Consider the following 25,743-nt stretch of genomic DNA (forward strand, 5'->3'; position numbering starts at 1 on the left):
AACGGCATCCGGCCCGGAGCACTCACGTTCGACGAGAAGAGCGAGCAGGATGAGCACCACGATCGACGACGAGGTCACGGCGGAGACGCCGCAGCAGCAGCCGACGAAGAAGCAGCGGCGTGCCGCGAACATCGCCGACGCGGCATCCGGTGGGCTGAAGATGCTCCTCGTGAAGCTGCTGATGCTCGGCCTCGTCGACGCGATCGCGATCTACGCGGTCATCATCCTCGCGAGCGCCGAGCAGTGGCTCGTCGCGGCGATCGTCGCGGTCGTCGCGGTGATCGTCAACTGGATCTACTTCTCGCGGCGCAAGCTCCCCGCGAAGTACCTCACGCCCGGCGTGATCTTCCTCGTCGTCTTCCAGGTGTTCGTGCTCGTCTACACGGGCTACATCGCCTTCACGAACTACGGCACGGGCCACAACGGCTCGAAGGAGCAGGCGGTCTCGTCGCTCATGGCCTCGTCGCTCCAGCGCGTCGAGGACTCGCCCACCTACCCCGTCACCGTCGTCGACCAGGGCGGCACGCTCGGCCTGCTCGTGACGGACCCCGACGGCGAGGCGCTGCTCGGCACCAACGACGAGCCGCTCGCGCCCGTCGACGCCGAGATGGACGGCGACAAGGCCGTCGCCGTCGACGGCTGGACGACCCTGCAGTTCGGCGACGTGGTCACCCGCACCGACGAGATCACGGCCCTCGCCGTGCCGTTCTCCGACGACCCGAACGACGGTGCGCTGCGCACCCCCGACGGCTCGAGCGCCTACCTCTACCTCTCGAACCTCGAGTACGACGAGTCCGCCGGCACGATGACGAACCTCGACACCGGCACCGTCTACTCCGACATCGGCACCGGCGCCTTCACCTCCGACAGCGGCGAGGAGCTGCTGCCGGGCTGGCAGATCGTCGTCGGCTTCGACAACTTCGTGCGCGCCGTCACCGACGAGCGGCTCGCCGGCCCGCTCGTCTACGTCACGCTCTGGACCTTCGCGTTCGCGCTCATCTCGGTCGCGTCGACGTTCTTCCTCGGCCTCTTCCTCGCGATCGTCTTCAACGACATGCGCATGAAGGGTCGCAAGTACTACCGCGTGCTGATGATCCTCCCGTACGCGGTGCCGTCGTTCCTCTCGGCGCTGATCTGGGCCGGCATGATGAACGAGAGCTTCGGCTTCATCAACCAGGTGCTGTTCGGCGGGGCATCCATTCCCTGGCTGACCGACCCGGTGCTCGCCAAGTTCTCGGTGCTGCTCGTGAACCTGTGGCTCGGCTTCCCGTACATGTTCCTCGTGTGCACCGGCGCCCTGCAGTCGATTCCCGAAGAGCTGCAGGAGGCAGCCACGGTCGACGGCGCGAAGCCGTGGGCGGTGTTCCGGCTCATCAAGCTGCCGCTGCTGCTCGTGTCGGTCGCGCCGCTGCTCATCGCCTCGTTCGCGTTCAACTTCAACAACTTCAACGTGATCTACATGCTCACCGACGGCGGGCCGAGGGACTCGAACGCCCCGATCCCCGTCGGGTTCACCGACATCCTGATCTCGATGGTCTACAAGGTGGCGTTCACCGGGCAGACGCGCGACTACGGCCTCGCGAGCGCCTACTCGATCATCATCTTCATCATCGTGGCCGTGATCTCGGTCATCGCCTTCCGCCGCACCAAGTCCCTCGAGGAGCTGAACTGATGGCCGCCCAGCAGCCCGTTCCCGGAACCCAGACCGGCCTCGTCATCGGCGAGGCGGAGGAGTTCGCGGATGCCTCGACGCGCGCGAGCGTCTCGATCGCGCGCGACGGCCGTGGCGGCGGTGCCGGCCGCGAGCTTCCGCGCAAGCCGTTCAACCTGCGTCGCTGGTTCGCCGCGACCGGGTGGCGCCACGTCGTCGGCGTGGTGATGGTGGCCTTCTCGCTGTTCCCGATCGTCTTCGTGATCTCGTCGTCGCTGAACCCGCACGGCACGCTCACCGGCTCGAACGCGCTGTTCTCGGCGATCGGCCTCGAGAGCTACGTGCGCATCCTCACCGACCCGCAGGTGCCGTTCCTCACCTGGTTCGGCAACACGCTCATGATCGCCGGCATCACGGCCGTGCTGACCGTCTTCCTCGGGGCGCTCGCGGCGTATTCCTTCTCGCGCATGCGCTTCACGGGCCGTCGTTTCGGCCTGATTTCGATCGTCGTCGTGCAGATGTTCCCGCAGCTGCTCGCGGTCGTCGCGATCTTCCTGCTCATGAGCGCGATCGGCGACTGGTTCCCCGCGATCGGCCTGAACACCCACATCGGCCTGATCATGGTCTACCTGGGCGGCGCGCTCGGCGTGAACACGTACCTCATGTACGGCTTCTTCAACACGGTGCCGGCGTCGATCGACGAGGCCGCGAAGATCGACGGGGCGGGTCACGCCCGCATCTTCTTCACGATCATCCTGCGGCTCGTGGCGCCGATCCTCGCGGTCGTGGCGCTGCTGTCGTTCATCGCCTCGGTGAACGAGTTCGTGGTCGCCTCCGTGCTGCTCATCGACACCGACAAGCAGACGCTCGCGGTGGGTCTCACGAAGCTCGTCTCGAACCCGCGCTACGCCGACTGGAGCGCCTTCTCGGCCGGTGCCGTCATCGCGGCGCTGCCGGTGGTCGCCCTCTTCCTCTTCCTGCAGAAGTACATCGTCGGCGGGCTGACCGCCGGCGCCGTGAAGTAACCGCCGGCCACCCGGGCGGCGCAGCGACGACACCGGCGCGTCACACGCAGGTGGAAAGGTGATGGCATGACCCCGCCGACCCCTCTGGTCCAGAACGCCCCGCCGGCTCCGCATCACGACGGGTCACCGCTGCACGTCTCGACGCAGGCGCCCGCGCTCGGCGAGACGGTGCGGGTGCGCCTGCGCGTGCCCGAGTCGTTCGGGCCGCTCTCGTGGGTCGGCACCCGGTCGAACCCGAACCGGGAGCCGCGGTTCGACGAGGCATCCGTCGTCGGGGCCGCCGACGGCTGGCAGTGGTGGCAGGCGGCCGTCGAGGTCGAGAACCCCGTGCACGGCTACCGCTGGCTGCTCGTCGGCGCCGACGGTCGGCAGCACTGGCTGAACCAGCTCGGCCTGTCGACGGTCGAGACCCGCGACCACGACGACTTCCGGCTCGTCGCGCACGAGCCCGCACCCGAGTGGGCGGCGTCGAGCGTGATGTACCAGGTGTTCCCCGATCGCTTCGCGAAGTCGGATGTCGCGCCCTTCGACAGGCTCCGAGAGCAGGGGGAGCTGCCCGGGTGGGCGATCGCCGCCGACTGGGGCGACCCGGTCGACCCCGTGTACCCGGGGCGCTCGAAGCAGCTGTTCGGCGGCGACCTCGACGGCGTGCGCGAGCAGCTCGACCACCTCGCGTCGCTCGGCGTCGACCTGCTCTACCTGACGCCGGTCTTCCCGGCCCGCTCGAACCACCGCTACGACGCCACGACCTTCGACCTCGTCGACCCGCTGCTCGGCGGCGACGAGGCGCTCGTGCGGCTCGTCGAGGCGGCGCACGCCCGCGGCATCCGCGTCATCGGCGACCTCACCTCGAACCACTCGGGCGATGCGCACGAGTGGTTCCGCGCGGCGCAGGCGGATGCCGAAGCGCCCGAGCGCGAGTTCTACTTCTTCCACCCTTCGACAGGCTCAGGGAGCACAGAAGGATACGAGTCGTGGCTCGGCGTGCCGAGCCTGCCGAAGTTCGACTGGAGCTCGGCCGAGCTGCGCCGGCGCTTCATCGAAGGGCCCGACTCGGTCGTCGCGCGGTTCCTGGGCGCGCCGTTCCACCTCGACGGGTGGCGCATCGACGTCGCCAACATGACGGGCCGGCTCGGCTCGGCCGACCTCAACGAGTCGGTGCGGCGAACGATCCGCCGCACGATGCTCGAGGCGAAGCCCGACACGCTGCTGCTGGGGGAGTCCACCAACGACGCCGCGAGCGACTTCCAGGGCGACGCGTGGCACGGGGCGATGACGTACACCCCGTTCACGCGGCCGCTGTGGAGTTGGCTGCTCGAACCCGGCAGCCCGGCCGGCGGTGGCCTCGGCTTCGCCCTGCAGCGGGTGCCGACGTTCACGGGCGGTGACTTCCACGCTGCGCACGCGCGGTTCGCGGCGGGATTCCCGTGGCGCACGCGCCTCGCGACCATGAACGCGCTCGACACCCACGACACCCCGCGTTTCGCGACGCACGCGCGCCCCGGCTCGCTGCCCGCCGCGCTCGGGCTCGCGGTGACCCTGCCCGGCATCCCGGTCGTCTGGGCCGGCGACGAGTTCGGCCTGACCGGCGTCGACGGCGAGGCCTCGCGCACGCCCATGCCGTGGGGGAGCGAGAGCTCGCCCGAGGTGGCACCCGTGCTCGAGACTTATCGGCAGTTGCTGCGGCTGCGCCGCGAGCACCCGGTGCTCGCGACCGGCGGCATCCGCTGGCTCGCGGTCGGCGACGATGCCGTGGCCTTCGTGCGCGAGTCGGCCGAGGAGTCCGTGCTCGTGTTCGCCGCGCGGTCGGCCGCGACGCTCGAGTTCGAGGCGGCATCACTGGCGGGTGCGGATGCCGCGGCGCCGGTGTACGGGCAGGCTCGACTCGAGGCATCCGACAGTCGGGTGACGCTCTCGGCCGACGGCCCGGCGTTCGCGGTCTGGTCGGTCGGCGGGGTCAGAGCGCCCCGCTGGTGACGTCGGGTCGTCCCTGCGTGATCAGCCGCAGTACTCGCTCGGCGGGACGGCTCCCTCGACGACCGAGATCGTCGTGATCGGTGCGGTCGGGCCGACATCGAGGCCTTCAGTCGTGAAGCTGATCCAGCCGGGCGTGCCTTCGAGCGTGTAGCGATCCGCGTACCGCTGGGTGAGCTCGAGGCCCGGGTACGCGCTCGTCGCCTCGGTCACCGTCGAGCCGACGCGAATGCCTCCGGCGGTGGCGGGCTGCGTCGAGCCGGAGAGCGTCACCTCCGCGAGTCCGCCGTCGTCGGCCGCGACGAGGATGATCGTCGGGCTGGACGCGGTCTCGGAGCCGAGGAACCGGACCGCCGGGTTGGGGCAGGTCTCCACGGTGTAGTCGGGCACCAATGCGACCGCCGCGTCGAGCGGCATGCCGAGCTCGAACGGACCGATGCCGTCGGCATCGATCAACCAGGTCGACGGGTCGGCCGGGTCGGCCTCGACCGGCGCGGGTGTCGGCGTCGGTGCCGGCGACGGCTCGGCCGTGACCACGGGCGTGCTCGGCTCGCCGGCGTCGGCCGGGGAGCCGGTGCAACCTGCGAGAACGGTGACCGCGATCGCGGCGAGAGCCAGCATGGACAGTGAGCGCATGCGCAGCAAGATAGCAGTCGGCGGGAGGACTGCACATGCTCCATTTGGAGCGAAGACGGGCTGGTCGCTCGTGGAGGTCGCCGTGGTTCGAAGCAGGGCTCTCGAGGTGATATCCTCGTACGGTTGCCAAGTGCGGCAACGCGCCCCGATAGCTCAGTGGTAGAGCACTTCCATGGTAAGGAAGGGGTCGTCAGTTCAATCCTGACTCGGGGCTCTGGTTTTCTTCGGTTCGGCCGTTCGGCTGGGCGGGGAAGCCTACCCGGCGGGGTAGCTCAGGTGGTTAGAGCACACGGCTCATAATCGTGGTGTCGCGGGTTCGAGTCCCGCCCTCGCTACAACATCAGGACTCTGCGCATCGCGGGTTCACTTCTTCTGGTTCGGAAATCCCTCTCCGGCCGATCTGACCGCATCATGACCACATTCGTCGTGCATCTATGCTGATTCAGCGGATGCCTCGCGGCGGCAGTGCATAAGGAATTCCGGCAAGAGGATCCGGGGCCGAGCCAGTTCACCTAAGCGCGGCTAGGGTTGTCGCCTGCCGTGAGCCGATACGCGACGACCCCTGCGCGTCGGTAGCGCGACCATCCGTCGCCATCTGGTGCGTCCCACTGGAGACTGCGGCCTGCCCTGTTCAGCCGGTCGTGCTCATCGTTCGTGACCCAGCACTTCTGGAGGAGCTGGTCGAAGATTGAGATGAGGTGTTGTGGAGAACTAGCAGGGCCACCGGCGATCGGGGCATTGTGGGTGTTCGATCTGGGGTCGGCCTGGCTTGGATCGACAATCTCGATGACGATCCGTTTGAACGGGATCACATGCTCCACAACCCGTTCACCACGCGGTAACCGCATCGCATCTTGGGTCGCGAACGTGACGTCGTGAGCTGTATCCAGCCCATGAAGAATCTGACGGAGACGACTCGGGTAGCCTCCCGATCCTTTCGACCACAACCGACCGCCTGAGGCAAGGAGCGGACGGACTTCCGCTTGGATGAGGTCAAAGGCCTCAGTGGCGATCCGCATGCGGCGCTCATCGTCCCGCGTACCGTTCATTGCTCGATCCTCGCACCAGATCGGCGCACAGTCCCCTCAATGTGCGGTGACCGCATTCGGATCCCTGGGACCGGGTATGCGATCGGTTGCTCAGCGGTCGATGCCGTCTGGTTCGGCCGATCGGTGCCTGCTCAGCCGCCGTTCTTCTTCTTGTGCTGCACCTGCAACCCGCCGCCAGGTCGGGTCGTGACGACGAAGAGCTCCGTCGCCCGAACCAGGTCGGAGAGCTTCGCGTAGCCCCAGTTTCGTGAGTCGAAGTCGGGATGCTGCTTCCGCATCAGCGAGCCCACGGCGGAGAGATTCGCCCATCCGTCCTCTCCCGAGGCGGTGGTGACACTCTTCCGCAGGCCGGAAACGAGCTTCCCGTCGCCGCGCAACTGCGGCGATGGAACCCGTTTGAGCAGCGCTGAGGTGCTCTCCGCTGCCGGTTCATCGAGCACGTCGAGGTAAGTGAACTGATCGCAGGCGTTCCGGAAGGCCTCGGGCGTCTTCCGCTCTCCGAACCCGTAGACGGTGACGCCCTCTTCGCGAATGCGCGACGCGAGGCGGGTGAAGTCGCTGTCGGACGGCACGATGCAGAAGCCGTGGAACCGACGTGTGTAGAGCAGGTCCATGGCGTCGATGATCAGCGCGCTGTCGGTCGCGTTCTTGCCGACCGTGTTGGCGAACTGCTGCATCGGCTGGATCACGTGCTCGCTGGCGACAGGCTTCCAGCTGCTCAGGTTCGGCTTGGTCCAGTCACCGTAGACCCGCTTGACCGAGGCCGTGCCGAAACGAGCGACCTCCGTGAGGATCGCACCGATCTTCGACGGCGGCACGTTGTCGGCGTCGACGAGCACGGCGAGGAGGTCATTCGGCTGCGGCATGCGACCAGCATGCCAGCCGGTGTCCGGCCTCCGCTCCCGCCTGTTGAGGGGCCTTCCGGCTCGTCAGCGGGTGGGAGCCAGGCTGCTGGGCGCCACTGAAAGCGGCGCATCGAGCAGGTTGTCGCGAGCCAACCACTCGGGGAGCATCGCTGAGACGATCGCTCCCGTCCCGTCGATGTCCGCGCCGGTCTGCAGGTCCTCATGCAGCAGTGAGAGGATCCCGCCGACGAGGAATCGCGCTCCTCGTTCGACGTCGAACCCGGCGGGCATGGCCGGTGATCGTTCGATCGCGGTGGTGACGTGCGTCACCAGCGCGGCATGAAGCTCTGCGAGCGCGGGCATCTGCTCATCGGAGACCAGCACTGCGACACACAGATCTCGATGCGCGGCGAGATGGTCGAAGAGGTCTTGGAAACTCGCCGCCGCCGGTGCGCCCGGCGCCCCGGGATCTCGTTCGTCGTCGATCGGGTCGAAGGAATCGAGGATCGAACGAAGGGCGGCGACGCCCACTTCCTCGATGCCAGCGAAGTGGGTGTAGAACGAACTCCTGCTCACGCCCGCCGTGCGCACGAGGTCGGCGACCGTGGGTGAACCCGATGAGGCGAGCAGCTGTTCGTATGCGGCGAGCAACTGGCTTCGCGTTCGCATCGACCTCGGGTCGGTCGGGTCGCCTTCCCGCATGAATGCCGCGGGGGGAATTCCTGTCAGGCCCATCGATCCACCTCCTCAGCATGAGGGTAGCGGAAGACAATCGGACAGATGTCCGTTAGTGTGTTCGCAACCGCCCCCGATGAAAGGACGTCGAGATGTCAACGATGATGCTCGATCCACAGATCGCCGCAATGTACCGGGCCATGGCCGAGAACCTCCAGTCCCTCGGAGACTTCAGCCCTCCGGCGCGTGGTGACGTGCACGCGCTGCGCGCAATGATCGACGGAGCGATGCCCGCGTGCCCCGCGCCTCCGTCGACCGGCGTCTCCGTGCGGCAGCACGTGGTCGCCTCCTCGCAGCAGGGCCGGTTCGAACTGCGCTGGTACGAGCCCGAGACCTCGCAGGATGACGAGCTGCGGCCCGCAGTCGTGTACCTGCACGGCGGAGGCATGGTCGCCGGAAAAGCGGAGTACTACGACGGCCTCGTCCGGTACTACGTGGAGCAGACGCGCGTGCCCTTCGCCTCGGTCGACTACCGACTGGCGCCCGAGAACCCGGGAACGGGCATGGCCACCGACGCCGTCGACGCCATCGCCTGGCTCATCGAGCACGCCGACGAGTTCGGAATCGACCCGCAGCGAATCGCCGTGATGGGCGACAGCGGCGGAGGCGGCGTGGCCGCCGGAGCAGCGATCCTCGCTCGGGACCGAGGCATCGCACTCGCACGACAGCTCCTCATCTACCCGATGCTCGACGACCGCACCACGGTGCCCGACCCGAACATCGCCCCCTACGCCGCCTGGGACTGGGACTCGAACTGGACCTGCTGGAGCGCCGTGCTCGGAGCCGGAATCGGTGGCGACAGCGTGTCGCCGATCGCGGCTCCCGCGCGGCTCACCGAGTTCGGCGGCCTGCCACCGGCATACATCGAGGTCGGCGACCTCGACATCTTCCGGGACGAATCGATCAGCTACGCCCAACGCCTGCACGCGGCGGGCATCTCGTGCGAGCTCCACGTCCTTCCCGGCGTCACCCATGGGCACGACCGCGTGAGTGTGGAGATCGACGTGTCGCGTCGCACGCTCGCGGCGCGATGCCGCGTGCTCGCGGCGCTGTAGCCCACCACCACCTCGCACCATCGAAGGAGACACGACACACGTGCGCAGAACATACGCGATCACCGGCTCGGCGTCGGCACGTGACCGGTCAGGTCATCTTCCTCGATGGCGGGGCGACGCCACGGTGCGAGGCGACCGCATCTTCTGACCGGCTGACGACCAGCCTCACAACTCCGCCCCCGCCCGCCTGTCACTCGCCTGCCCGGCGGGCGGGGGCTGGGGATCATCGTTCCCATGGGCTCTCATCGCCGAGCATCCCTCCGGAGGATGACGTTGCGTTCCGAACGTCGCCCTTCCGCCCGATGCTGCCGGCCGACTCCGGTCGAGATCATGAGATGCGCGCCATGGGTGCACGGCTCTGCCGTTCTCTTGCCCGGGGCGGCGCGACCAGCACCTCGCATTCCGCAGCTCGAAGGAACCATGTTCACGAATCTCTCCGACCGCACGAGCTCGATCGTCTTCGTCATCCTCGTGGTCGGCATCGCCGGCGCCACGGCCTCCTTCGCGGGCGGCCTCGTCCTCGCCGTCTCCCCGCTGCTCGTGACCGCATTGATGATGTTCGTCGTCACACGGGACGGATACCGTGCCGAGGGCTGGCGTCGGTTGGGGATCACCCGCCTCGGCCTGCGCTGGTGGCCGGTGACGCTCGCAGCGACCGTCGGCGTCTCGGTCGCGGCAGCCGGCATGACGGTCCTCCTCGGCTTCTCGCACCTCGGCGCGCCCACGCCGGCAGCCTGGCAGGACCTCCTGTCGCTGTGCATCGCGGGGCCGATCCTCGCCTTCGCCGAGGAGATCGGCTGGCGAGGCTACCTGCAACCGCGGGTCATGCCGTGGCTCGGTGAGAAGTGGACCTACCTCGCCATCGGCGTGGTGTGGGTGGTCTGGCATCTCATGTACATCCTGCTCACGCCCTTCTCCCACTCGGAGGGCGGCCGAGGGATCGTCCTCGCGCTGTTCTCCGCGACGGTCATCGCCTTCTCCTTCCTGTTCGGCCGGCTCCGAACCCTGTCCGGCAGCGTCTGGCCGGCCGTACTCGGCCACTTCGCGCACAACGCGACGTTCGCCTGGCTCGCCTCCGCCATCGTGCTCACCGATCAGCCGGTGCTCGTGAACGAGTACCTGGCCGGCGACACCGGACTCTTCGTCCTGCTCGGCACCGTCGCCTCCGTCGTGGCCATCGCGGCAGCGACGAGGCGAATGCGCACACCGGTCAGCGCGAGCGCTCCACAGAACGTGAGCGCACGGGAGAACTCGACTGACGGCCCGTCACAACCGCGCGAGGCCGCTGCCGATGATGAACACGCCGACCATCAGCATGATGAGCGCGGTCACCACACGGTTGTTGCGGGTGAGCCACTCCTTCATCTTGAGCAGCCTCGGCTGCATGCCCTTCGCATCGATGAGCGTCGCGATGACCGGCACCGCCACGGTCGATGCGCCGATGAGCGTGTAGAGGAGGATCACGATCGCCGCCTCGGAGCCCGAGAGTCCGGCGCCGCGAATGGCAAGGCCCGCAGCGAGCGCGAGCAGGATCTCCTTGGGGCGGATGTTCAGCGCCACACCCAGCCCGAAGGCGCTCCACGGCCCGATCGACTCCATCTTGCCGAGCCAGGCGGGCATGCTCGCGACAGGATCCTTGCGGGCTCGTCGCCAGGAGATGATCCCGATGACGATGAGCCCGGTGCCGACGATCATCTCGCCGACACCGACCGCCACATCGGGCTGTCGCGCGGAACGGGGCGTGGGCACCGCCTGCGTCGAGACCGTGCAGATGAAGACCAGCGCCGCCATGCCCAGCACCCAGCCGATGAGGTACGGCAAGGCCGACCCGCGCTTCGGCGACAGCAGGATCACGATCGTCGCCATGAGGGGCACCGAGCTGAGCGCGACCGCCAGCGCGATCGGAAGGATGTGCCCTATCGCCTGCAGCATTCCGCTGCACCCCCTGACTGGTGCCAGTACTCCCGACCGCACTCCCGCGCACCGCGCGCCGCTGTCCACACGATAGCGGAGGCGGGCGCCCAGAGCCCGGAGGTCGCTGCCCCCGCCTCAGGCGGCGAACGCGTACGCGTCGACCTCGCGACCTCGCGCCACCAGCGCCGCCGAGGTCGGCCGGTCGTGGTCGAGATCGCGCGGGCAACCGCACCGCACCGACATCCTGCCCCCATCGACGGATGTCACGAACTCGACGTGCTCGACCGGATCCTGCTGCTTGCGTCTGCCCCACATGTTTCGGCCCCCTTCACCTGAGAGATGCAGGGCGCCCTGATTCATGACGCGGGTTCGGCCGCGCTTTCGGATGTCTCGCCCGACCGCTTCGCCAGCGCGCGCAGACGCAGCGCGAACGCCCCGCCGAGCACGAGGAACCCGGCCGCCGCGAGGAGCGCCCAGCGCGAGGCATCCGCCATGCCGTCGGCGAGTGCCTCGGCGACGGCGGGCCCGGCCGAGCCGAGCTGGCCGTCGGTGCCCTCGGCCCGAACCTGGGGGATCGTGCCGCCGGCCGATTCCTCAGTCGCGGAGACGATCTGCTCGGATGCCGCGGCGGGCACGCCCTCGACGGTGTCGACCTGGGCCGGCAGCGCGACGGCCATGCCCGCCGCGAGCACGGCGCCGATGATGGCGGTGCCGAGGGCCGAGCCGACCTGGCGCCCGGTGCTCTGCGTCGCCGAGCCCTGGCCCGACTCCTCGGGCGGGATGTCGGCGAGCACGGTGCCCGTGAGCTGCGCGGAGGCGAGGCCGAGGCCGAGGCCGTAGAGGGCGAGCACGCCGGCGAGCAGCCAGGCGTTCATCTCGGAGGAGAGCAGCAGGGCGGCGAACACGGCGCCGGCGACCTCGAGCGCGAGGCCGATCACGACGACCGTCGGTGCGCCGAACCGCTCGGCGACGTGGCGTGCCATGGCGCCGGAGACGAATGCACCGAGCCCCATGGCCGCGAGCACGAATCCGGCCGCGAGCGTCGACAGGCCGAGCGCGTTCACGATGAAGAGGGGGAGGACGAAGAGGATGCCGAACTCGCCGATCGCGACGCACATCGCGACGAGGTTGCCCCATGTGAACGTGGGCACCGAGAACAGGTGCACGTCGAGGATCGCCGACCGGCCGTTCCTCGCGCGATGCCGCTCCCAGAAGAAGAAGAGCACGAGGGCCGTGAGGCCGATCGCGATCGCCACCGGCACGGGGGAGATGGGCCACGAGGTCGGCCAGGTCCAGCCGAAGAGCTCGAACTGCTGCTTCGGCGCCCACCAGCCGAGCGAGCCGCCCTCGATGAGGCCGAACACGAGTGCGCCGAACCCGATCGCCGAGAGGAGCAGCCCGTCGACGTCGAGGCCCTTCGAGGTGATGACGGCGCGCGTCTCGGGCACCGTGAGGAAGGTGGCGACGAGGATGATCGCGCCGAACGGCAGGTTGACGAGGAAGATCCACTCCCAGCCGAACGACTGGGTGAGCCAGCCGCCGAGCAGGGGGCCGAGTGCGGCGACACCGGAGATGACCGCGCCCCAGACGCCGAAGGCGACCGCGCGGTCGCGACCGCGGAACGTGGCGTTGACCGTCGACAGCGTCGTCGGGAGGATGAACGCGCCGCCGATGCCCTGTACGAACCGGGCGAGGATGAGCGAGGTGCCGCCGGTGGCGAGCGCCGCCAGCATGCTGCCGGCCAGGAAGACCAGGATCCCGGCCACCATTGCGCGGCGTCGACCGAGGCGATCGCCGAGACGCCCGGCGGTCAGCAGCAGCGCGGCGAAGATCACCGAGTAGATGCCGTTCACCCACTGCGCCTCGCTGAAGTCGAGCTTCAGGTCGGTGATGATCGTCGGCAGCGCGATGCCCACGATCGTGCCGTCGAGCACGATCATCGAGAGCGCAGCGGCGAGCACGCCGAGCCCCACCCAGCGCCGTACGCCGGTGTTTTCGGGCGCAGTGGCCGTGTCGTTCATGTCTTCGTCCCCCCGTGGGTCACCTCGTCGGTTCCCACCGTATGCCCAGCGAAACCCCGTGCCTATGCGACATTCGATTGACGCCCGAAGCGGCGGACCTGCGTTCTCCCAGCTCTACGGACTACCCTGAAGCGTGACTGCTGACGAAGCTCCGGTCGAGGTGGAGGCTCCAGAAGAGCCCGCCGCGACGACATTCTCCGACCTCGGACTCGATGGCGCGGTCCTGAAAGCCCTCGCCGACGTCGGCTACGAGACCCCTTCCGCGATCCAGGCCGCGACGATTCCGTCGCTCCTCGCCGGGCGCGACGTGGTGGGCCTGGCCCAGACCGGCACCGGCAAGACGGCCGCGTTCGCGCTGCCGATCCTCTCGCGCCTCGACCTCTCCCAGAAGACCCCTCAGGCCCTCGTGCTCGCCCCGACCCGCGAGCTCGCGCTGCAGGTCTGCGAGGCGTTCGAGAAGTACGCCTCGCACCTCAAGGGCGTGCACATCCTGCCCGTCTACGGCGGTCAGGGCTACGGCGTGCAGCTCTCGGCGCTGCGTCGCGGCGTGCACATCGTCGTCGGCACCCCGGGTCGCATCATGGACCACCTCGACAAGGGCACCCTCGACCTCTCGGAGCTCAAGTACCTCGTGCTCGACGAGGCCGACGAGATGCTGAAGATGGGCTTCGCCGAAGACGTCGAGACGATCCTCGCCGACACTCCCGACACCAAGCAGGTCGCCCTGTTCTCGGCGACCATGCCCGCGGCGATCCGCCGCATGTCGAAGCAGTACCTGCACGACCCCGAAGAGATCACCGTCAAGACGAAGACGCAGACCTCGGCGAACATCAGCCAGCGCTACCTCATCGTCTCGTACCAGCAGAAGGTCGACGCCCTCACCCGCATCCTCGAGGTCGAGAACTTCGAGGGCATGATCGTCTTCGTGCGCACGAAGAGCGTCACCGAGGAGCTCGCCGAGAAGCTCCGCGCCCGCGGATACTCGGCCGCCGCGATCAACGGCGACATCGCCCAGGTGCAGCGCGAGCGCACGGTCAACCAGTTGAAGTCGGGCAAGCTCGACATCCTGGTGGCCACGGATGTCGCGGCGCGCGGCCTCGACGTCGAGCGCATCAGCCACGTGGTGAACTTCGACATCCCCACCGACAGCGAGCCCTACGTGCACCGCATCGGCCGCACGGGCCGCGCAGGCCGCACCGGCGACGCGATCAGCTTCGTCACGCCGCGCGAGCGGAGCCTGCTCGCCCGCATCGAGAAGGCCACGCGCCAGCCGATCGTGCAGATGCAGCTGCCGAGCGTCGACGACGTCAACGTCACGCGTCTCGCGCGCTTCGACGACCGCATCACCGCGGCGCTCGGCCAGAACGAGCGCATCGACGGCTTCCGCGACATCATCGCCCACTACGTGCGCAACCACGACGTGCCCGAGGCCGATGTCGCGGCCGCGCTCGCCGTCGTGGCGCAGGGCGAGGCGCCCCTCCTGCTCGAGCCCGAGGCGGCGCGCCGTGCCGAGCGCGAGTGGAGCGACCGTCCGCCCCGCGGTGACAAGCCCGAGCGCGGCGACCGTCGCGACCGTGACCGCGGCGACCGGTTCGACCGCGGCGGAGACCGCCCCGAGCGGCGCCAGCGACCGAGCAGCGGCCCCATGGCGACCTACCGCATCGCGGTCGGCAAGCGCCACAAGGTCGAGCCGCGCCAGATCGTCGGAGCGCTCGCGAACGAGGGTGGCCTCAGCCGCGAGGACTTCGGCTCCATCCAGATCCGTCCGGAGTTCTCGCTCGTCGAGCTGCCCGCGAACCTGCCCCGCGAGACCCTCGAGAAGCTCGACGGCACCCGCATCTCGGGCCGGCTCATCGAGCTGCGTCCCGACCGCGGCGGTCCGACGCGTCGCACGAACGACCGCGACCGCGGTGGCGATCGCAACCGAGGTGGCGACCGTGACCGCGGTGGCGATGGCGGAGGCGACGGCGACAAGCCGTTCCGGAAGCCGCGCCACTAAGGCGGGGACAGCGGATGGCGCTGCCGAAAGCCGGCTCGCAGAGCATCCGGGTGCGAAGCGGGCTGGCCGCGGCCGTCAGCCTCGCACTCGGCCTCGGCCTGCAGCTCCTCGATCGCACGCCCGTCATCGACGTGCTCGGCAGTGTCGTCTACATCGTGTTCATCGCCTGCGTGCTGCGCGCGATCTGGCCCGGGCTCGGCGCCGTGGCCGTCGCTGCGACGGCATTCGGGTTCGCGACGGCCGTCGAGCTGCTGCAGCTGACCGAGGCGCCGCAGCTCGTGGTCGACGCCTTCCCGCCGTCGCGCCTGTTGCTCGGCAGCGCGTTCGACCCGATCGACGTGTTCGCCTACGCGGGCGGCGCCGTGCTCGCGTACGTCGTGCTCGTCGTGTGGGTCGGCACGGAGCGCGTCGTCGCGTCGCCCGTCGCCGACGAATGACCGGTCTCGATTCGAACCGTGCGGGTTGGGTACCCTCGATGACGGACGACGTTCTCGAACGCCACGGACAGGAGGGTGACGATGTCGGAACACGACGAACCGGATGACGCCGCACGCCGCCCGAGCGGTCGACGGGCGGCGCCCGCTTCACGCGTCGGCACCATGCTCGAACCGGTGCTGCCGTACGTGGCGACCTCGATGGCATGGCTGACGCGCCACCGGTTGGGCGCGATGATCGCCGCCACCGGTCTGGCCGTCGTCGTCATGGGCGGAGCCGGCGTCGCGCTCATGCAGGCAGCAGGCGGGGGCGCGCCCGGCAATGAGGCGTCGACCTCGATCGAGGAGCCTCGACCGACCTCGACGACGCCGGCGGCGCCCAGCCCGTACGGCCCGGTGCTGCCGACGCCGGTGCCGCCGTCCGCGACTCCCACCGAGCCGCCGCCGTCGGTGGAGCCCGACGAGATCGTCGAGCCGCCGCTCGACGACGACGAGCAGGTGGAGCCGACGGCGACGCCCGAGCCGGCCGATGACCACCCGGGGCAGGGCAAGGGGCCGAAGAAGCCCCGCTGACGCCGTGGGTTCGCGACGGTGTCAGAGCCACCTCTTGTACTTGAAGACCGCGTACAGCCCGACGCCGAACAGCACCATCGCGGCGAGCGCGGCCGGGTACCCGAACTCCCAGTGGGTCTCGGGCATGTCATCGAAGTTCATGCCGTAGACCGTTCCGATGAGCGTCGGCGCGAAGATGATCGCCGCCCACGACGAGATCTTCTTGATCTCGTCGTTCTGCTTCAGGCTCGTGTCGGTCTGGCGGCGTGCCACGAGCGCCGAGTGCACGGTGAGGGCGTTGTCGAGGATGGCGCGGAACGAGCCGACCCGCTCGTTGATGCGGATCGCGTGGTCGAGCACGTCGCGGAGCGAACGCTGCAGTTCGACGTCGACGCGGTACTTCTCGGAGCCCCGGCGCAGCCATTCGAGCATCGCGGCGAGCGGCTGCACCGCGCGCTGGAAGTTGATGACCTCCCGCGAGAGCTCGTAGATGCGACGCGAGAGCGCGTCGTCGTCGCTGTCGCCGAAGAGCTGGTCCTCGATCTCGTCGATGTCGTTCTCGAGACCGGCGACGACCGGCTCGTACTCGTCGACGACCTCGTCGAGGATCGCGTAGAGCACGGCCTCGGGGCCCATGGCGAGCAGCTCGGGGCTCGACTCCATGCGCCGGCGCACGGCCGCGAGGTCGGGCGACTCCGCGTGGCGGATGGTGACGACGAAGTCGGGTCCGACGAAGAGGTGCAGCTCGCCGAACTCGACCGTCTCGAGTTCGTCGCGGTACCGGGCGGGCCGCAGCACGGCGAACAGGGTGTCGCCGTAGCGCTCGAGCTTCGAGCGCTGGTGACCGGTCAGCGCGTCTTCGACGGCGAGCGGGTGCAGGCCGAACTCGCGGGCGACCGAGGCGACTTCGCGCGGACTCGGCCGGTAGAGCCCGATCCACGCGAGGCCGTCATGGTCGTCCATGAGGCGGTAGGTGTCGTCGAGGTTCGTGGGCGTCTCGACGCGACGTCCGTCGACGTAGACGCCGTTGTCGACCAGAGGTGACATGAGCGATCCGTTCTCGCAGGGCGCGCGGGAGCGCGCCGGTTCGGCAGGTGAGCGGATGACGCCGCCGGCCGGGGTGCAGATCGGAACTCGTTCGCGCGTGTCGAGCAGACGCTCAGTGCGTGCGGGAACGGGGAGACGACGCAGCAGCGGTGGCGGCGCCGGTACTATGATCGGCCATCGCCCTCACCGCCTCTCGCATCAGGGGCCGCTCGCTGGCAGGCCCGACGGCAGAGTCTAGCCCACGCGACTGAAGCGTCGGGCGACGTGGTCGATCGTCGAGACGACGCTCGCGCCGGCCGACCGCACCGCGCGGGGGAGCGGGAGCCGCGAGGCCGCGGCCCGCGTCCGGCCGAACCGGCCGGTGCGCCGCACCTCCCTGCGGACCTCGGCGTGGTGCAGTTCCCGCGCCCAGATGCGGGTGACCCGGTCCTCGTCGAACCGGCTCGCGGTGCGCACGGCGGCGGCTCGCATGCGGGCGACGCGGCGGGGCGACATCCGCTGCAGTCGGACGATCGCGTCGGTCAGGCCGTCGACGTCGCCGGGCGGCACCAGGAAGCCGTTGCGCCCGTCGCGGATGAGGTCGGCGGGCCCGTAGGGGATGTCGTAGGCGATCGGCAGGCAACCGGCGGCCATCGCCTCCACGAGCACGAGCGGGAAGCCCTCCGAGTGCGAGGTCAGGAGGAGGAACGAGGCGTCGGGCAGATGCTGTCGCGCGTCGGGGTCGAAGCCGTGGAGCTCGACCGCCGCGGGGTCGGTGATGCGTCGTTCGAGCGCCGGCCGACTCTCGCCGTCGCCGTAGACATCGAGGTGCACGTCGATGCCGGCGCGCGCGTTGGCCGCCTGCGCGGCGGCGATCGCGTGCGAGACCCGCTTGCGCCGGGTGAGCGCGGCGAGCACGATGCCGCGGGCGGGGTCGCGGGGCGGCGACGGTCGCGGGCCGGCGCCCTCCGGTGCGAGCGGACGCGGGTTCGGGATCACGACGAGGCGGTCGTTCCTGCCGACGATCTGCTCGAGGTCGTGACGCTGCCGCAGCGAGAGCACCGCCACGAGGTCGAAGTCGTCGAGATGCTCGAGCACCTCGCGGCGCGAGCGCCTGATCGGGTGATCCTCGGTCGGCCCGGAGCGATGCGAGGCATGCACCACGTGCGCGGTGATCGCGTGCGCCCGACGATAGGTGCGCATGAACGGCGCCATCGTCTTGCTGTCGACGATCAGGTAGCTCGACTCGCCCGCGGTCAGCGCGTCGAGCCAGGCCCGGTACAGGGTCCAGAGGCGGCGCCAGGAGCGCACGGGGCGCCCATCGCGGTCGCACAGCACCACGGATCGCCCACCGAGCACGCCGCGCTCGCGGGTGTCGTGCCGGTCGCTGAGCAGCAGCGTGCCGTCATCGCGGTAGTGGTCGGTCTGCAGGGTGTTGCCCTCGGCGTCGAGCCGTGATCGGCTCATCACGCGGTCGCCGCGGAGCCGGGTCTCGGTCGCGTCCTCAGCCGCGAGCGGCGTGAACGTCTCGGGGTCGTGGCGGAGCGAACCACCGGGCAGCGGATGGCTCCGGAGCCAGTCGTAGAGGTTGACGATGCGCACTCCGGGCGCGAGCACGCCGCGCTCCCGCAGCATCCGTTCGACGTCCGGGGTGTCGGGCCGGGCGTCGAAGGTCAGCACGTCCACCTCGACCCCGGCGACGCGATGGAATGCCGCGGACCGTCGCAGCATCGCATCCGTCATGCCGCCGAAGGCGTCGGGGATCGACCAGGTGACGGCGAAGTGGCGGCCGTCGGGCAGCGCGATCCGAGTCATCCGCAACCCCCTGACCTGCGCGGGTCTGACATGTCCTCGAGCCTAGCCACGCGGACTTCGAGAGTCCTGAAGGTGCTCGGCCGCCGCGATCGGGCTTCAGCACAGGCCGCGTTCATGCGCCGTTCAGGCGGGCATGGTCGGCTAGTGTCCATGCCAGACGCCCGAGGTTGCGCGTCGACCACCGATCGATGGGACGAATCGTGACGACCCGTACGGCCGAGTACCCCAGGCCGGACCACTTCCTCCTCCACATCAGCGACACCCACGTGCTCGCCGGTGGCGGGAGGCTCTACGACCGGGTCGCGAGCGAGCGGCACCTGCAGACCCTCTTCGAGGAGTTCGAGGCATCCGGCGGCAGGCCAGAGGCGATCGTCTTCACCGGCGATCTCGCCGACAAGGGGGAGCCCGACGCGTACGACCGCATCCGGCGCATCGTCGACCCGGTCGCCGAGCGGCTCGGCGCCCAGGTGATCTGGGTCATGGGCAACCATGACGAGCGGGCGGCGTTCCGCCGCGGACTGCTCGGCGAGCACGGCGTGCACGCCGAGGGCGGGGTGCGGCCGGTCGACCGCGTCGACGACGTCAACGGGCTGCGCGTCATCACGCTCGACTCCACCGTGCCCGGTCGGCACCACGGCGAGATCGCGCCCGAGCAGCTCGACTGGCTCGCCGAGGAGCTCTCGATGCCCGCACCGCACGGCACGATCCTCGCGATGCACCACCCGCCGGTGCCGAGCGTGCTCGACCTCGCCGTCGCCGTCGAGCTGCGCGATCAGGGCGGGCTCGCCGAGGTGGTCGAGGGCAGCGACATCCGCTCGATCATCGCCGGTCACCTGCACTACTCGTCGACCGCGACGTTCGCGGGCGTGCCCGTCTCGGTGGCCTCGGCCAGCTGCTACACGCAGGACCTCAACGTGCCCGTCGGCGGCACCCGCGGTCGCGACGGCGCACGCGCCTTCAACCTCGTGCACGTGTATCCGACCACCGTGCTGCACTCGGTCGTGCCGCTCGGCTCGTACGCCGCGCTCGACTGGATCGACGCGGAGGAGAGCGCGCGGCGCCTCGCGGCTTCCGGCATCGCCATCGCGGATGCCGCGACCACGCCGGTGCCGAAGGATCCGCCGTTCACCATGCCCATCCCGGTGCTCGCGGGCTGACCTCCGCGGGTCCCTCCGCGCGTCCCTCCGCATGATCGGGGCGAACTGCCATACTCAGACGACTTCTCCCGACCGCTGCGGCCTGCACGCGCGCGAGGCGAGCAGACGACCTGGGGAGGTGGCGAATGAGCACGGAGCTCGCCGCGATCATCGGAGTGGTGCTGGTTCTGGCCGACTGGGCGATCCGCATCGCCGCGCTCATCATCGTGCCGCGGGGGCGCAAGCCCACCGCCGCGATGGCCTGGCTCCTCGCGATCTTCCTGATCCCCTTCGTCGGCATCCTGTTCTTCCTGCTGATCGGCAGCGTGAAGCTGCCGAAGCGGCGGCGCGAGAAGCAGCGCGAGATCAACGCGATGATCGCGGCGAAGACCGAGGGCGTCGACCTCACACCCGACCGTGCGACGTGGCCCGAGTGGTTCGCCACGCTCACCGAGCAGAACCGCACGCTCGGCGCGCTGCCTGCGGTCGGCGGCAACACGGCCCACCTCATCGGCGACTACCAGTCCTCGATCGACGCCATGGCGGCCGAGATCGACACCGCCACCCTGTTCGTGCACGTCGAGTTCTACATCGTCTCGTTCGACGACACGACGCGCGGCTTCTTCGCGGCGATGGAGCGCGCGGTGCAGCGCGGGGTCGTCGTGCGCGTGCTGCTCGACGCGGTGGCGACGAACCGCACGGCCGACCACGATGCGACGTACGCCGAACTCGACCGGATCGGCGCGAAGTGGAGCTCGATGCTGCCGGTGCGCCTGCGCAAGGGGCAGTACCAACGACCAGACCTGCGCAACCACCGAAAGCTCGTCGTCGTCGACGGCCGCGTCGGCTTCATGGGCTCGCAGAACCTCATCGCGCGCAGCTACAACTCGCCGAAGAACATCAAGCGCGGGCTCATGTGGCAGGAGCTCGTGACCCGGGTCACGGGCCCCGTCGTGACCGCGATCAACACCGTGTTCATGTCGGACTGGTACCTCGAGACCGACGAGGTCCTCGGTGATGAAGAGAACGTTCCCGCCGCGGCGGTGCCGGCGAGCACCGCACCCGACGCCCTCGTCTGCCAGGTCGTGCCGAGCGGTCCCGGCTACGACGCCGAGAACGGCCTGCGGCTCTTCCTCACGCTCATCAACTCGGCGCAACGACAGGCCATCATCACGAGCCCGTACTTCGTGCCCGACGAGGCGATGCTCTACGCGATCACGTCCGCCTGCTATCGCGGGCTCGACGTGCAGCTCTTCGTCTCCGAGATCGGCGACCAGGGATCGGTCTGGCACGCGCAGCGCTCGTACTACCGCGACCTGCTGCAGGCGGGCGTGAAGATCTGGCTCTACCCCGGCCCGTACATCCTGCACTCGAAGCACCTCTCGATCGACGACGACGTCGCCGTGATCGGGTCGAGCAACATGGACATCCGGTCGTTCAGCCTGAACTCCGAGGTGTCGCTGCTCGTGCGCGGTCGTTCGTTCGTCGAGCAGATGCGCGCGGTCGAGCAGGGCTACCGCGACGCGGGCCGCCGGCTCACGCTCGAGGAGTGGGATCGCGAGCCCGGGTCGGCGACGTTCCTCGACGGAGTGGCGCGCCTCACCTCAGCGCTGCAGTAGCCGCCGGGACCCGCCTCAGGCGATGCGGTCGGAGGCAGCGGATGCCGCGGCGCCCGCCTGCTCCGAGGCATCCGTCGCCGCCTTCTCCCACGGTGCCGGGAACGGGAAGTAGCGCTCGAGGAAGTCGATCACGGCCGCCGTGCGCTCCTCGACCGAGATCTCGGGGAAGCTGCCGTCGTTCAGGCAGAACATGTCGTGGTCGCGGTGCTTCAGGAGCTCCTTCATCGCGGGCAGCGCCTGGCGCAGCGTCGTCTCGACGTATTTGACGCGCGCATTCGTCTGCTCGACCGCGTGCCCGGCGAGGAGCGAGTAGTAGTGGTACAGCGAGTTCGTCACCGAGATGTCGGTCGCCGAGCGGAAGCGGCTCGCGGCCGTGCGCCGGAACTCCTCGGGGAAGGCGGCCTCGAGCTCGGCCATGACGCTCTTGCGGAGCGGGGCCGCGCAGTGCTCGAGGTGCCGGGTCGTGACCTTGCCGAAGCGCTCGCGCAGCAGCGCCCGGTTGACCCGGGCCGCGTTCTCGAACCCGCTGCGTCCGGGATGGGTCGAACCGAGGCCGATGCGGGTCGCGGCCTCGACGAACTTCGTGATGCCGCCGGGGGAGAAGAACAGCGACGGGCTGAGCGGCCGACCGAAGAACATGTCGTCGTTGGAGTAGAGGAAATGCTCGGCGAGGCCGTCGATGTGGTGCAGCTGGCTCTCGACGGCGTGCGAGTTGTGCGTCGGCAGCACCGAGGTGTCGGCGAACATCGCCTCGCTCGGCACGATCGTGACCTTGGGGTGCTTCGCGAGCCAGGCCGGTGCGCCCGAGTCGGTCGCGATGAAGATGCGGCGCACCCACGGCGCGAAGAGGTGCACCGAGCGCAGGGCGTACTTCAGCTCGTCGATCTGCCGGTAGCGGGCCTCGGAGTCGTCGCCCTCGCCGACGACGTAGCTCTGCATGCGCTTCGCCCGCTCGCGGATGAACTCGTCGCTCGAGCCGTCGACCCAGGAGAAGACCATGTCGATCTCGAAGTCGACGTCGCTCGCGAGCGGCTCCCACATGTGCTCGAGGGTCGGCCAGTCGCGGCCGTGCAGGTGCACGACGTCGTCGGTCGTCTCGGAGCGCTGCAGGGTGCGGCGCATCAGCACGTTCTCGGCGGGCGCCTCGATCGTCTCGTCGCCGAAGCGCCAGAACTCGAGCTGCACGCCCGTCTCGCTGCCGTAGCGCATGCGCCCGATCGGCTCGATACGAGGGCGGTAGACGCGGAGCAGCGTGGGCTTGCGCCCGGCGGAGAGCCGGCCGTCGGCGAGCAGCACGGGGTGGGTCTCGGCCGCGCGCTTCGGGGCGAGGGTCGCGGCGTAGAACGGCTCGTCGGCGAATGCCGCTGCGAAGGCGCGCGCCACGGCCTTTCGCTCGGCGCGGTCGATCGCGATGATCGGTCGGTCGTTGTTGCCGCGCACGAGGAGGAACGGGATCTCGGCCGCGTCGAGCGCTGCGCCGAGGGCGAGCAGGTCCTCGATCATCGACTCCTGCGGCGTCATGTGACCGTTCCGCAGGGCGTACTGGCCCTTGCGCAGCACGAGGTCGTCGCGATCGAAGCGGAGCGCACGACCGGCGGATGCCACGACCACGAGTTCGGAGGCGTCGGAGAGCCGCATCGGCGGGGCGGGCGTCGCTTCCCTCCTCGCGAACGCGTGTCCATCGTGCTGCTGCCGGTCAGGGGTTCGATCGCGGTCGGGTCTCGTCACGAAGCGGTGGCCTCCAGGGGGTAGGTGGGGCGCGAGTTGCGCAGTGCTCTGATTGTACGCAGCGCACGGGCGGCGGCGTCCGCCTCTGTCGAGCATTGACAGCATGCTGTCAAAATGGGAGAATGACAGCATGCTGACAAACACTGAATCGAACGAGCAGCTCGTCGTGCTGTACGCCACGGGCACCATGGCCGACTGGGAGTACGGCTACCTCACGGCCGGGCTGGGAATGGCCGGCGGCGCGATCCGCCTCGTGACGGCGGGCGAGACGACGGCCGAGGTCGACACGATGGGCGGGCTCCACGTGCGTCCGGACGCCGCGCTCGCCGACCTCGACCCCGACGGCATCGCCATGCTCGTGCTCCCGGGCGCCGACACCTGGGCGGAGGGTCACGAGCAGGTGCTCGCGCTCGCCTCCCGTCTCGCCGCATCCGGCACCCCGGTCGCGGCGATCTGCGGCGGCACCCTCGGGCTCGCCCGGGTCGGGCTGCTCGACGACCGACGGCACACCAGCAACGCCCCCGACTTCCTCGCCATGGCCGACGGGTACGCCGGGGCGGCGTTCTACGCCGACGAGCGCGCGGTCGTCGACGGTGGGGTGATCACGGCGGGCGCCACGGCCCCGCTCGAGTTCGCCAAGGCGATCTTCGAGGCGCTCGGTGCCATGCCGCAGTCCGTGATCGACGCCTGGTACGGCCTCTACACCACTGGCGAACGCCGGTACTTCGATGCGCTCGTGGGTGCCGCGTGACCACTCGTCGCAGTGCGGCGGGCGACGCCCTCACCGAACTCGTGCTGCCGGTGTTCGAGCTCAACGGCGAGTTCCTCGAGGCTGCTCGCGACATCGCCGGGCCCGAGGGCCTCACCTCGGCGCAGTGGCAGGTGCTCGGCGCGACCCTCGACGAGGGGCTCCCCGTGGCCGAGATCGCCCGACGCGTCGGCCTCGGTCTCGCCAGGCAGAGCGTGCAGCGCACCGCCGATCTGCTCGTCGAGCGAGGGTGGGCCGAGTACGACGAGAACCCGCGGCACCGTCGCGCGAAACTGCTTCGCCCGACGGCGGGCGGTCGCGCGGCCGTCGAACGCCTGGGCGCGGCCCAGCGTTCGTGGGCTGACGCCGTGGGCGCGGCGGTGGGCGCCGAGCAACTGCAGGCCGCCGTCGCGACGCTGCTGCGCGTCATCGACGCCTCGAGGCAGGTGCGCGGCGTCGTGGGCTGAGGTCGTCGAGCCTGTGAGTTGCTTGAGGGTTTCTCATGTCACGGGCGGCGCGGCGTAGCGTGAAGGGGTGCGGATCGCATCGTGGCCTCCGCACCGTTCCCCTACGACTCGGGAACGGCAGGAAGAAGGTCATCATGACCAGCCAGGCGATCCCGCCCCGACCTCTCACAGCATCGGGCGGCCCGCCCGGGAACAGCGACTTCACCGACCTCGCCCGTATCGTGAAGTCCGCCGGGCTCATGCGTCGCAGGTACGGCTACTACTGGACGAAGCTCATCGCGGTGCCCGTCACGATCGGGGCCGCCGTCGTCGTGTTCGTCTGGATCGGCGACAGCTGGTGGCAGATGTTCGTCGCGGCGGCCTTCGCGTTCCTCTTCACCCAGACCGCCTTCCTCGGCCATGACGCCGCGCACCGCCAGATCTTCCGTTCGGGCAAGTGGAACGACTGGGCGAGCCTCGTGCTCGGCGGATTCGTCGGCATGAGCTACGGCTGGTGGCAGCACAAGCACACCCGCCACCACGCGAACCCCAACCAGATCGGAGCCGACCCCGACATCGACCTGCCGGTGGTCGCATTCACGCCCGAGCAGGCCAGCCGCGATCGTGCGGCGTTCTTCCGCTGGGTCATCGCCCACCAAGGGGTGTTCTTCTTCCCGATCCTGCTGCTCGAGGGCGTGTCGCTGCACGCCTCGAGCGTGCACCGGGTGCTCTCCCGCGAGCATCTCGCCCATCGACCGGTGGAGATCTCGTTCCTCGCGGTGCGGATCGTCGGATACCTGACGCTCGTCTTCCTCGTGCTCTCGCCGGAGAAGGCCGCCGTGTTCCTCGCGATCCAGCTCGGCCTCTTCGGGTTCTACATGGGCATGTCGTTCGCCCCCAACCACAAGGGCATGCCGCTCGTGCCCGCAGGGCTGAAGCTCGACTTCCTGCGCCGCCAGGTGCTCATGAGCCGGAACATCCGCGGCAGCCGCGTGCTCGACTTCGCCATGGGCGGGCTGAACTACCAGATCGAGCACCACCTCTTCCCGTCGATGCCGAGACCGCACCTGCGGCGGGCCGCCCCGCTCATCGCCGACTACCTGCACCGCCACGACGTGCCGTACACGCAGACCTCGTTGTGGCGCTCGTACGCCATCGTCTTCCGCTACATCAACCGCGTCGGACTCGGCGAGAGAGACCCGTTCGAGTGCCCGCTCCTGGCGGCGCGGTCGAGCATCTGACTGCTCGCGCGTGACGCCGCGTGACCTCGCGTTGACACGTGTGACGGCCGGCCTCGCGGCATCCGCCCGCCCTCTTTACGGTCGGGTCAGGAGG

Annotated in this window: 20 protein-coding genes, 2 tRNA genes and 1 pseudogene; 15 read left to right on the top strand and 8 right to left on the bottom strand. The window is 69.5% G+C overall.

Annotated features, from left to right (window positions below; all coding sequences use genetic code 11):
* The first annotated feature begins 49 nt into the window (after nt 1-49).
* The 3 genes from BUR99_RS13505 to BUR99_RS13515 all read left to right on the top strand — a co-directional run bounded on the left by BUR99_RS13505 (nt 50) and on the right by BUR99_RS13515 (nt 4,653).
* On the top strand, nt 50-1,672 hold the full coding sequence (locus tag BUR99_RS13505; protein ID WP_074260850.1) for an ABC transporter permease subunit: 1,623 nt from the start codon (nt 50-52) through the stop codon (nt 1,670-1,672).
* On the top strand, nt 1,672-2,676 hold the full coding sequence (locus tag BUR99_RS13510) for a sugar ABC transporter permease (RefSeq protein ID WP_084183990.1): 1,005 nt from the start codon (nt 1,672-1,674) through the stop codon (nt 2,674-2,676). The genes BUR99_RS13505 and BUR99_RS13510 overlap by 1 nt, the downstream gene beginning before the upstream one ends.
* 66 nt (nt 2,677-2,742) lie before the next feature.
* Nucleotides 2,743-4,653: a glycoside hydrolase family 13 protein gene (locus BUR99_RS13515; protein WP_074260851.1), complete on the top strand. Its 1,911-nt coding sequence runs from the start codon at nt 2,743-2,745 to the stop codon at nt 4,651-4,653.
* Nucleotides 4,654-4,674: 21 nt separating this feature from the next.
* Here the strand turns inward: BUR99_RS13515 and BUR99_RS13520 are convergent, their stop codons facing one another.
* On the bottom strand, nt 4,675-5,286 hold the full coding sequence (locus BUR99_RS13520) for a hypothetical protein (protein WP_143231634.1): 612 nt from the start codon (nt 5,284-5,286) through the stop codon (nt 4,675-4,677).
* A 142-nt stretch (nt 5,287-5,428) separates the two neighbouring features.
* Between BUR99_RS13520 and BUR99_RS13525 the strand changes: the two genes are divergently transcribed.
* A tRNA-Thr gene (locus tag BUR99_RS13525) sits at nt 5,429-5,500 on the top strand.
* Between the two features lie 47 nt (nt 5,501-5,547).
* A tRNA-Met gene (locus tag BUR99_RS13530) sits at nt 5,548-5,621 on the top strand.
* An 845-nt stretch (nt 5,622-6,466) separates the two neighbouring features.
* On the opposite strand, the gene BUR99_RS13535 is transcribed toward BUR99_RS13530, so the two are convergent.
* Together BUR99_RS13535 and BUR99_RS13540 are read right to left on the bottom strand one after the other, a co-directional pair.
* Complete coding sequence (locus tag BUR99_RS13535) at nt 6,467-7,201, bottom strand: NYN domain-containing protein (protein WP_074260853.1); 735 nt, start codon at nt 7,199-7,201, stop codon at nt 6,467-6,469.
* A gap of 63 nt (nt 7,202-7,264) precedes the next feature.
* Nucleotides 7,265-7,771, bottom strand: a complete 507-nt coding sequence (locus BUR99_RS13540; RefSeq protein ID WP_159440995.1) for a TetR/AcrR family transcriptional regulator — start codon at nt 7,769-7,771, stop codon at nt 7,265-7,267.
* A gap of 245 nt (nt 7,772-8,016) precedes the next feature.
* Here BUR99_RS13540 and BUR99_RS13545 point away from each other — a divergent pair, with 245 nt between their 5' ends.
* Together BUR99_RS13545 and BUR99_RS20685 are read left to right on the top strand one after the other, a co-directional pair.
* Nucleotides 8,017-8,970 carry an alpha/beta hydrolase gene (locus tag BUR99_RS13545; RefSeq protein ID WP_074260855.1) on the top strand — a complete coding sequence of 318 codons (954 nt, stop codon included), beginning with the start codon at nt 8,017-8,019 and terminating at the stop codon, nt 8,968-8,970.
* A 684-nt stretch (nt 8,971-9,654) separates the two neighbouring features.
* Nucleotides 9,655-10,014 (top strand): annotated as a pseudogene (locus BUR99_RS20685) (CPBP family intramembrane glutamic endopeptidase); the annotation flags it as partial.
* A gap of 222 nt (nt 10,015-10,236) precedes the next feature.
* On the opposite strand, the gene BUR99_RS20690 reads toward BUR99_RS20685, so the two are convergent.
* Both BUR99_RS20690 and BUR99_RS13570 read right to left on the bottom strand, forming a co-directional pair.
* Nucleotides 10,237-10,902, bottom strand: coding sequence for a GAP family protein (locus tag BUR99_RS20690; protein WP_074260857.1), 666 nt, complete (start codon nt 10,900-10,902; stop codon nt 10,237-10,239).
* Between the two features lie 338 nt (nt 10,903-11,240).
* Nucleotides 11,241-12,905: a DHA2 family efflux MFS transporter permease subunit gene (locus tag BUR99_RS13570; RefSeq protein WP_074260859.1), complete on the bottom strand. Its 1,665-nt coding sequence runs from the start codon at nt 12,903-12,905 to the stop codon at nt 11,241-11,243.
* A 133-nt stretch (nt 12,906-13,038) separates the two neighbouring features.
* On the opposite strand from BUR99_RS13570, the gene BUR99_RS13575 reads away from it, so the two are divergent.
* From BUR99_RS13575 to BUR99_RS13585, 3 genes are all read left to right on the top strand, one after another.
* A complete protein-coding gene (locus BUR99_RS13575; protein ID WP_074260860.1) occupies nt 13,039-14,904 on the top strand; it encodes a DEAD/DEAH box helicase in 1,866 nt (621 codons plus the stop codon).
* 14 nt (nt 14,905-14,918) lie between these two features.
* Nucleotides 14,919-15,341, top strand: coding sequence for a ribosomal maturation YjgA family protein (locus BUR99_RS13580; RefSeq protein WP_074260861.1), 423 nt, complete (start codon nt 14,919-14,921; stop codon nt 15,339-15,341).
* Nucleotides 15,342-15,422: 81 nt separating this feature from the next.
* Complete coding sequence (locus tag BUR99_RS13585; RefSeq protein WP_074260862.1) at nt 15,423-15,911, top strand: hypothetical protein; 489 nt, start codon at nt 15,423-15,425, stop codon at nt 15,909-15,911.
* Nucleotides 15,912-15,932: 21 nt separating this feature from the next.
* On the opposite strand, the gene BUR99_RS13590 is transcribed toward BUR99_RS13585, so the two are convergent.
* A complete protein-coding gene (locus tag BUR99_RS13590) occupies nt 15,933-16,937 on the bottom strand; it encodes a magnesium and cobalt transport protein CorA (protein ID WP_074260863.1) in 1,005 nt (334 codons plus the stop codon).
* Between the two features lie 234 nt (nt 16,938-17,171).
* A complete protein-coding gene (locus BUR99_RS13595; RefSeq protein ID WP_074260864.1) occupies nt 17,172-18,731 on the bottom strand; it encodes a glycosyltransferase in 1,560 nt (519 codons plus the stop codon).
* A 200-nt stretch (nt 18,732-18,931) separates the two neighbouring features.
* Here BUR99_RS13595 and BUR99_RS13600 point away from each other — a divergent pair, with 200 nt between their 5' ends.
* Both BUR99_RS13600 and cls read left to right on the top strand, forming a co-directional pair.
* Complete coding sequence (locus tag BUR99_RS13600) at nt 18,932-19,888, top strand: phosphodiesterase (RefSeq protein ID WP_327077896.1); 957 nt, start codon at nt 18,932-18,934, stop codon at nt 19,886-19,888.
* 125 nt (nt 19,889-20,013) lie between these two features.
* A complete protein-coding gene (gene cls / locus BUR99_RS13605) occupies nt 20,014-21,486 on the top strand; it encodes a cardiolipin synthase (protein WP_074260866.1) in 1,473 nt (490 codons plus the stop codon).
* Between the two features lie 15 nt (nt 21,487-21,501).
* On the opposite strand, the gene BUR99_RS13610 is transcribed toward cls, so the two are convergent.
* The gene (locus BUR99_RS13610; RefSeq protein ID WP_074260867.1) at nt 21,502-23,124 is read right to left on the bottom strand and encodes a stealth family protein; all 1,623 of its coding nucleotides are present in this window, start codon (nt 23,122-23,124) and stop codon (nt 21,502-21,504) included.
* Between the two features lie 220 nt (nt 23,125-23,344).
* Here BUR99_RS13610 and BUR99_RS13615 point away from each other — a divergent pair, with 220 nt between their 5' ends.
* From BUR99_RS13615 to BUR99_RS13625, 3 genes are all read left to right on the top strand, one after another.
* Nucleotides 23,345-23,965, top strand: coding sequence for a DJ-1/PfpI family protein (locus BUR99_RS13615; RefSeq protein ID WP_074260868.1), 621 nt, complete (start codon nt 23,345-23,347; stop codon nt 23,963-23,965).
* A complete protein-coding gene (locus tag BUR99_RS13620) occupies nt 23,962-24,429 on the top strand; it encodes a MarR family winged helix-turn-helix transcriptional regulator (RefSeq protein ID WP_074260869.1) in 468 nt (155 codons plus the stop codon). The genes BUR99_RS13615 and BUR99_RS13620 overlap by 4 nt, the downstream gene beginning before the upstream one ends.
* Nucleotides 24,430-24,563: 134 nt before the next feature.
* Nucleotides 24,564-25,649, top strand: a complete 1,086-nt coding sequence (locus tag BUR99_RS13625; protein WP_084183991.1) for a fatty acid desaturase family protein — start codon at nt 24,564-24,566, stop codon at nt 25,647-25,649.
* Nucleotides 25,650-25,743: the final 94 nt, after the last annotated feature.

This window comes from Agromyces cerinus subsp. cerinus (assembly GCF_900142065.1).
GTDB lineage: Bacteria > Actinomycetota > Actinomycetes > Actinomycetales > Microbacteriaceae > Agromyces > Agromyces cerinus.

Bases quoted from the DNA above. Each gene is read 5' to 3' on its own strand.
- BUR99_RS13505 (WP_074260850.1), top strand. From the start codon at position 50: ATGAGCACCACGATCGACGACGAGGTCACGGCGGAGACGCCGCAGCAG.
- BUR99_RS13510 (WP_084183990.1), top strand. From the start codon at position 1,672: ATGGCCGCCCAGCAGCCCGTTCCCGGAACCCAGACCGGCCTCGTCATC.
- BUR99_RS13515 (WP_074260851.1), top strand. From the start codon at position 2,743: ATGACCCCGCCGACCCCTCTGGTCCAGAACGCCCCGCCGGCTCCGCAT.
- BUR99_RS13520 (WP_143231634.1), bottom strand. From the start codon at position 5,286: ATGCGCTCACTGTCCATGCTGGCTCTCGCCGCGATCGCGGTCACCGTT.
- BUR99_RS13535 (WP_074260853.1), bottom strand. From the start codon at position 7,201: ATGCCGCAGCCGAATGACCTCCTCGCCGTGCTCGTCGACGCCGACAAC.
- BUR99_RS13545 (WP_074260855.1), top strand. From the start codon at position 8,017: ATGATGCTCGATCCACAGATCGCCGCAATGTACCGGGCCATGGCCGAG.
- BUR99_RS20690 (WP_074260857.1), bottom strand. From the start codon at position 10,902: ATGCTGCAGGCGATAGGGCACATCCTTCCGATCGCGCTGGCGGTCGCG.
- BUR99_RS13570 (WP_074260859.1), bottom strand. From the start codon at position 12,905: ATGAACGACACGGCCACTGCGCCCGAAAACACCGGCGTACGGCGCTGG.
- BUR99_RS13580 (WP_074260861.1), top strand. From the start codon at position 14,919: ATGGCGCTGCCGAAAGCCGGCTCGCAGAGCATCCGGGTGCGAAGCGGG.
- BUR99_RS13585 (WP_074260862.1), top strand. From the start codon at position 15,423: ATGTCGGAACACGACGAACCGGATGACGCCGCACGCCGCCCGAGCGGT.
- BUR99_RS13590 (WP_074260863.1), bottom strand. From the start codon at position 16,937: ATGTCACCTCTGGTCGACAACGGCGTCTACGTCGACGGACGTCGCGTC.
- BUR99_RS13595 (WP_074260864.1), bottom strand. From the start codon at position 18,731: ATGACTCGGATCGCGCTGCCCGACGGCCGCCACTTCGCCGTCACCTGG.
- cls (WP_074260866.1), top strand. From the start codon at position 20,014: ATGAGCACGGAGCTCGCCGCGATCATCGGAGTGGTGCTGGTTCTGGCC.
- BUR99_RS13610 (WP_074260867.1), bottom strand. From the start codon at position 23,124: ATGCGGCTCTCCGACGCCTCCGAACTCGTGGTCGTGGCATCCGCCGGT.
- BUR99_RS13615 (WP_074260868.1), top strand. From the start codon at position 23,345: ATGCTGACAAACACTGAATCGAACGAGCAGCTCGTCGTGCTGTACGCC.
- BUR99_RS13625 (WP_084183991.1), top strand. From the start codon at position 24,564: ATGACCAGCCAGGCGATCCCGCCCCGACCTCTCACAGCATCGGGCGGC.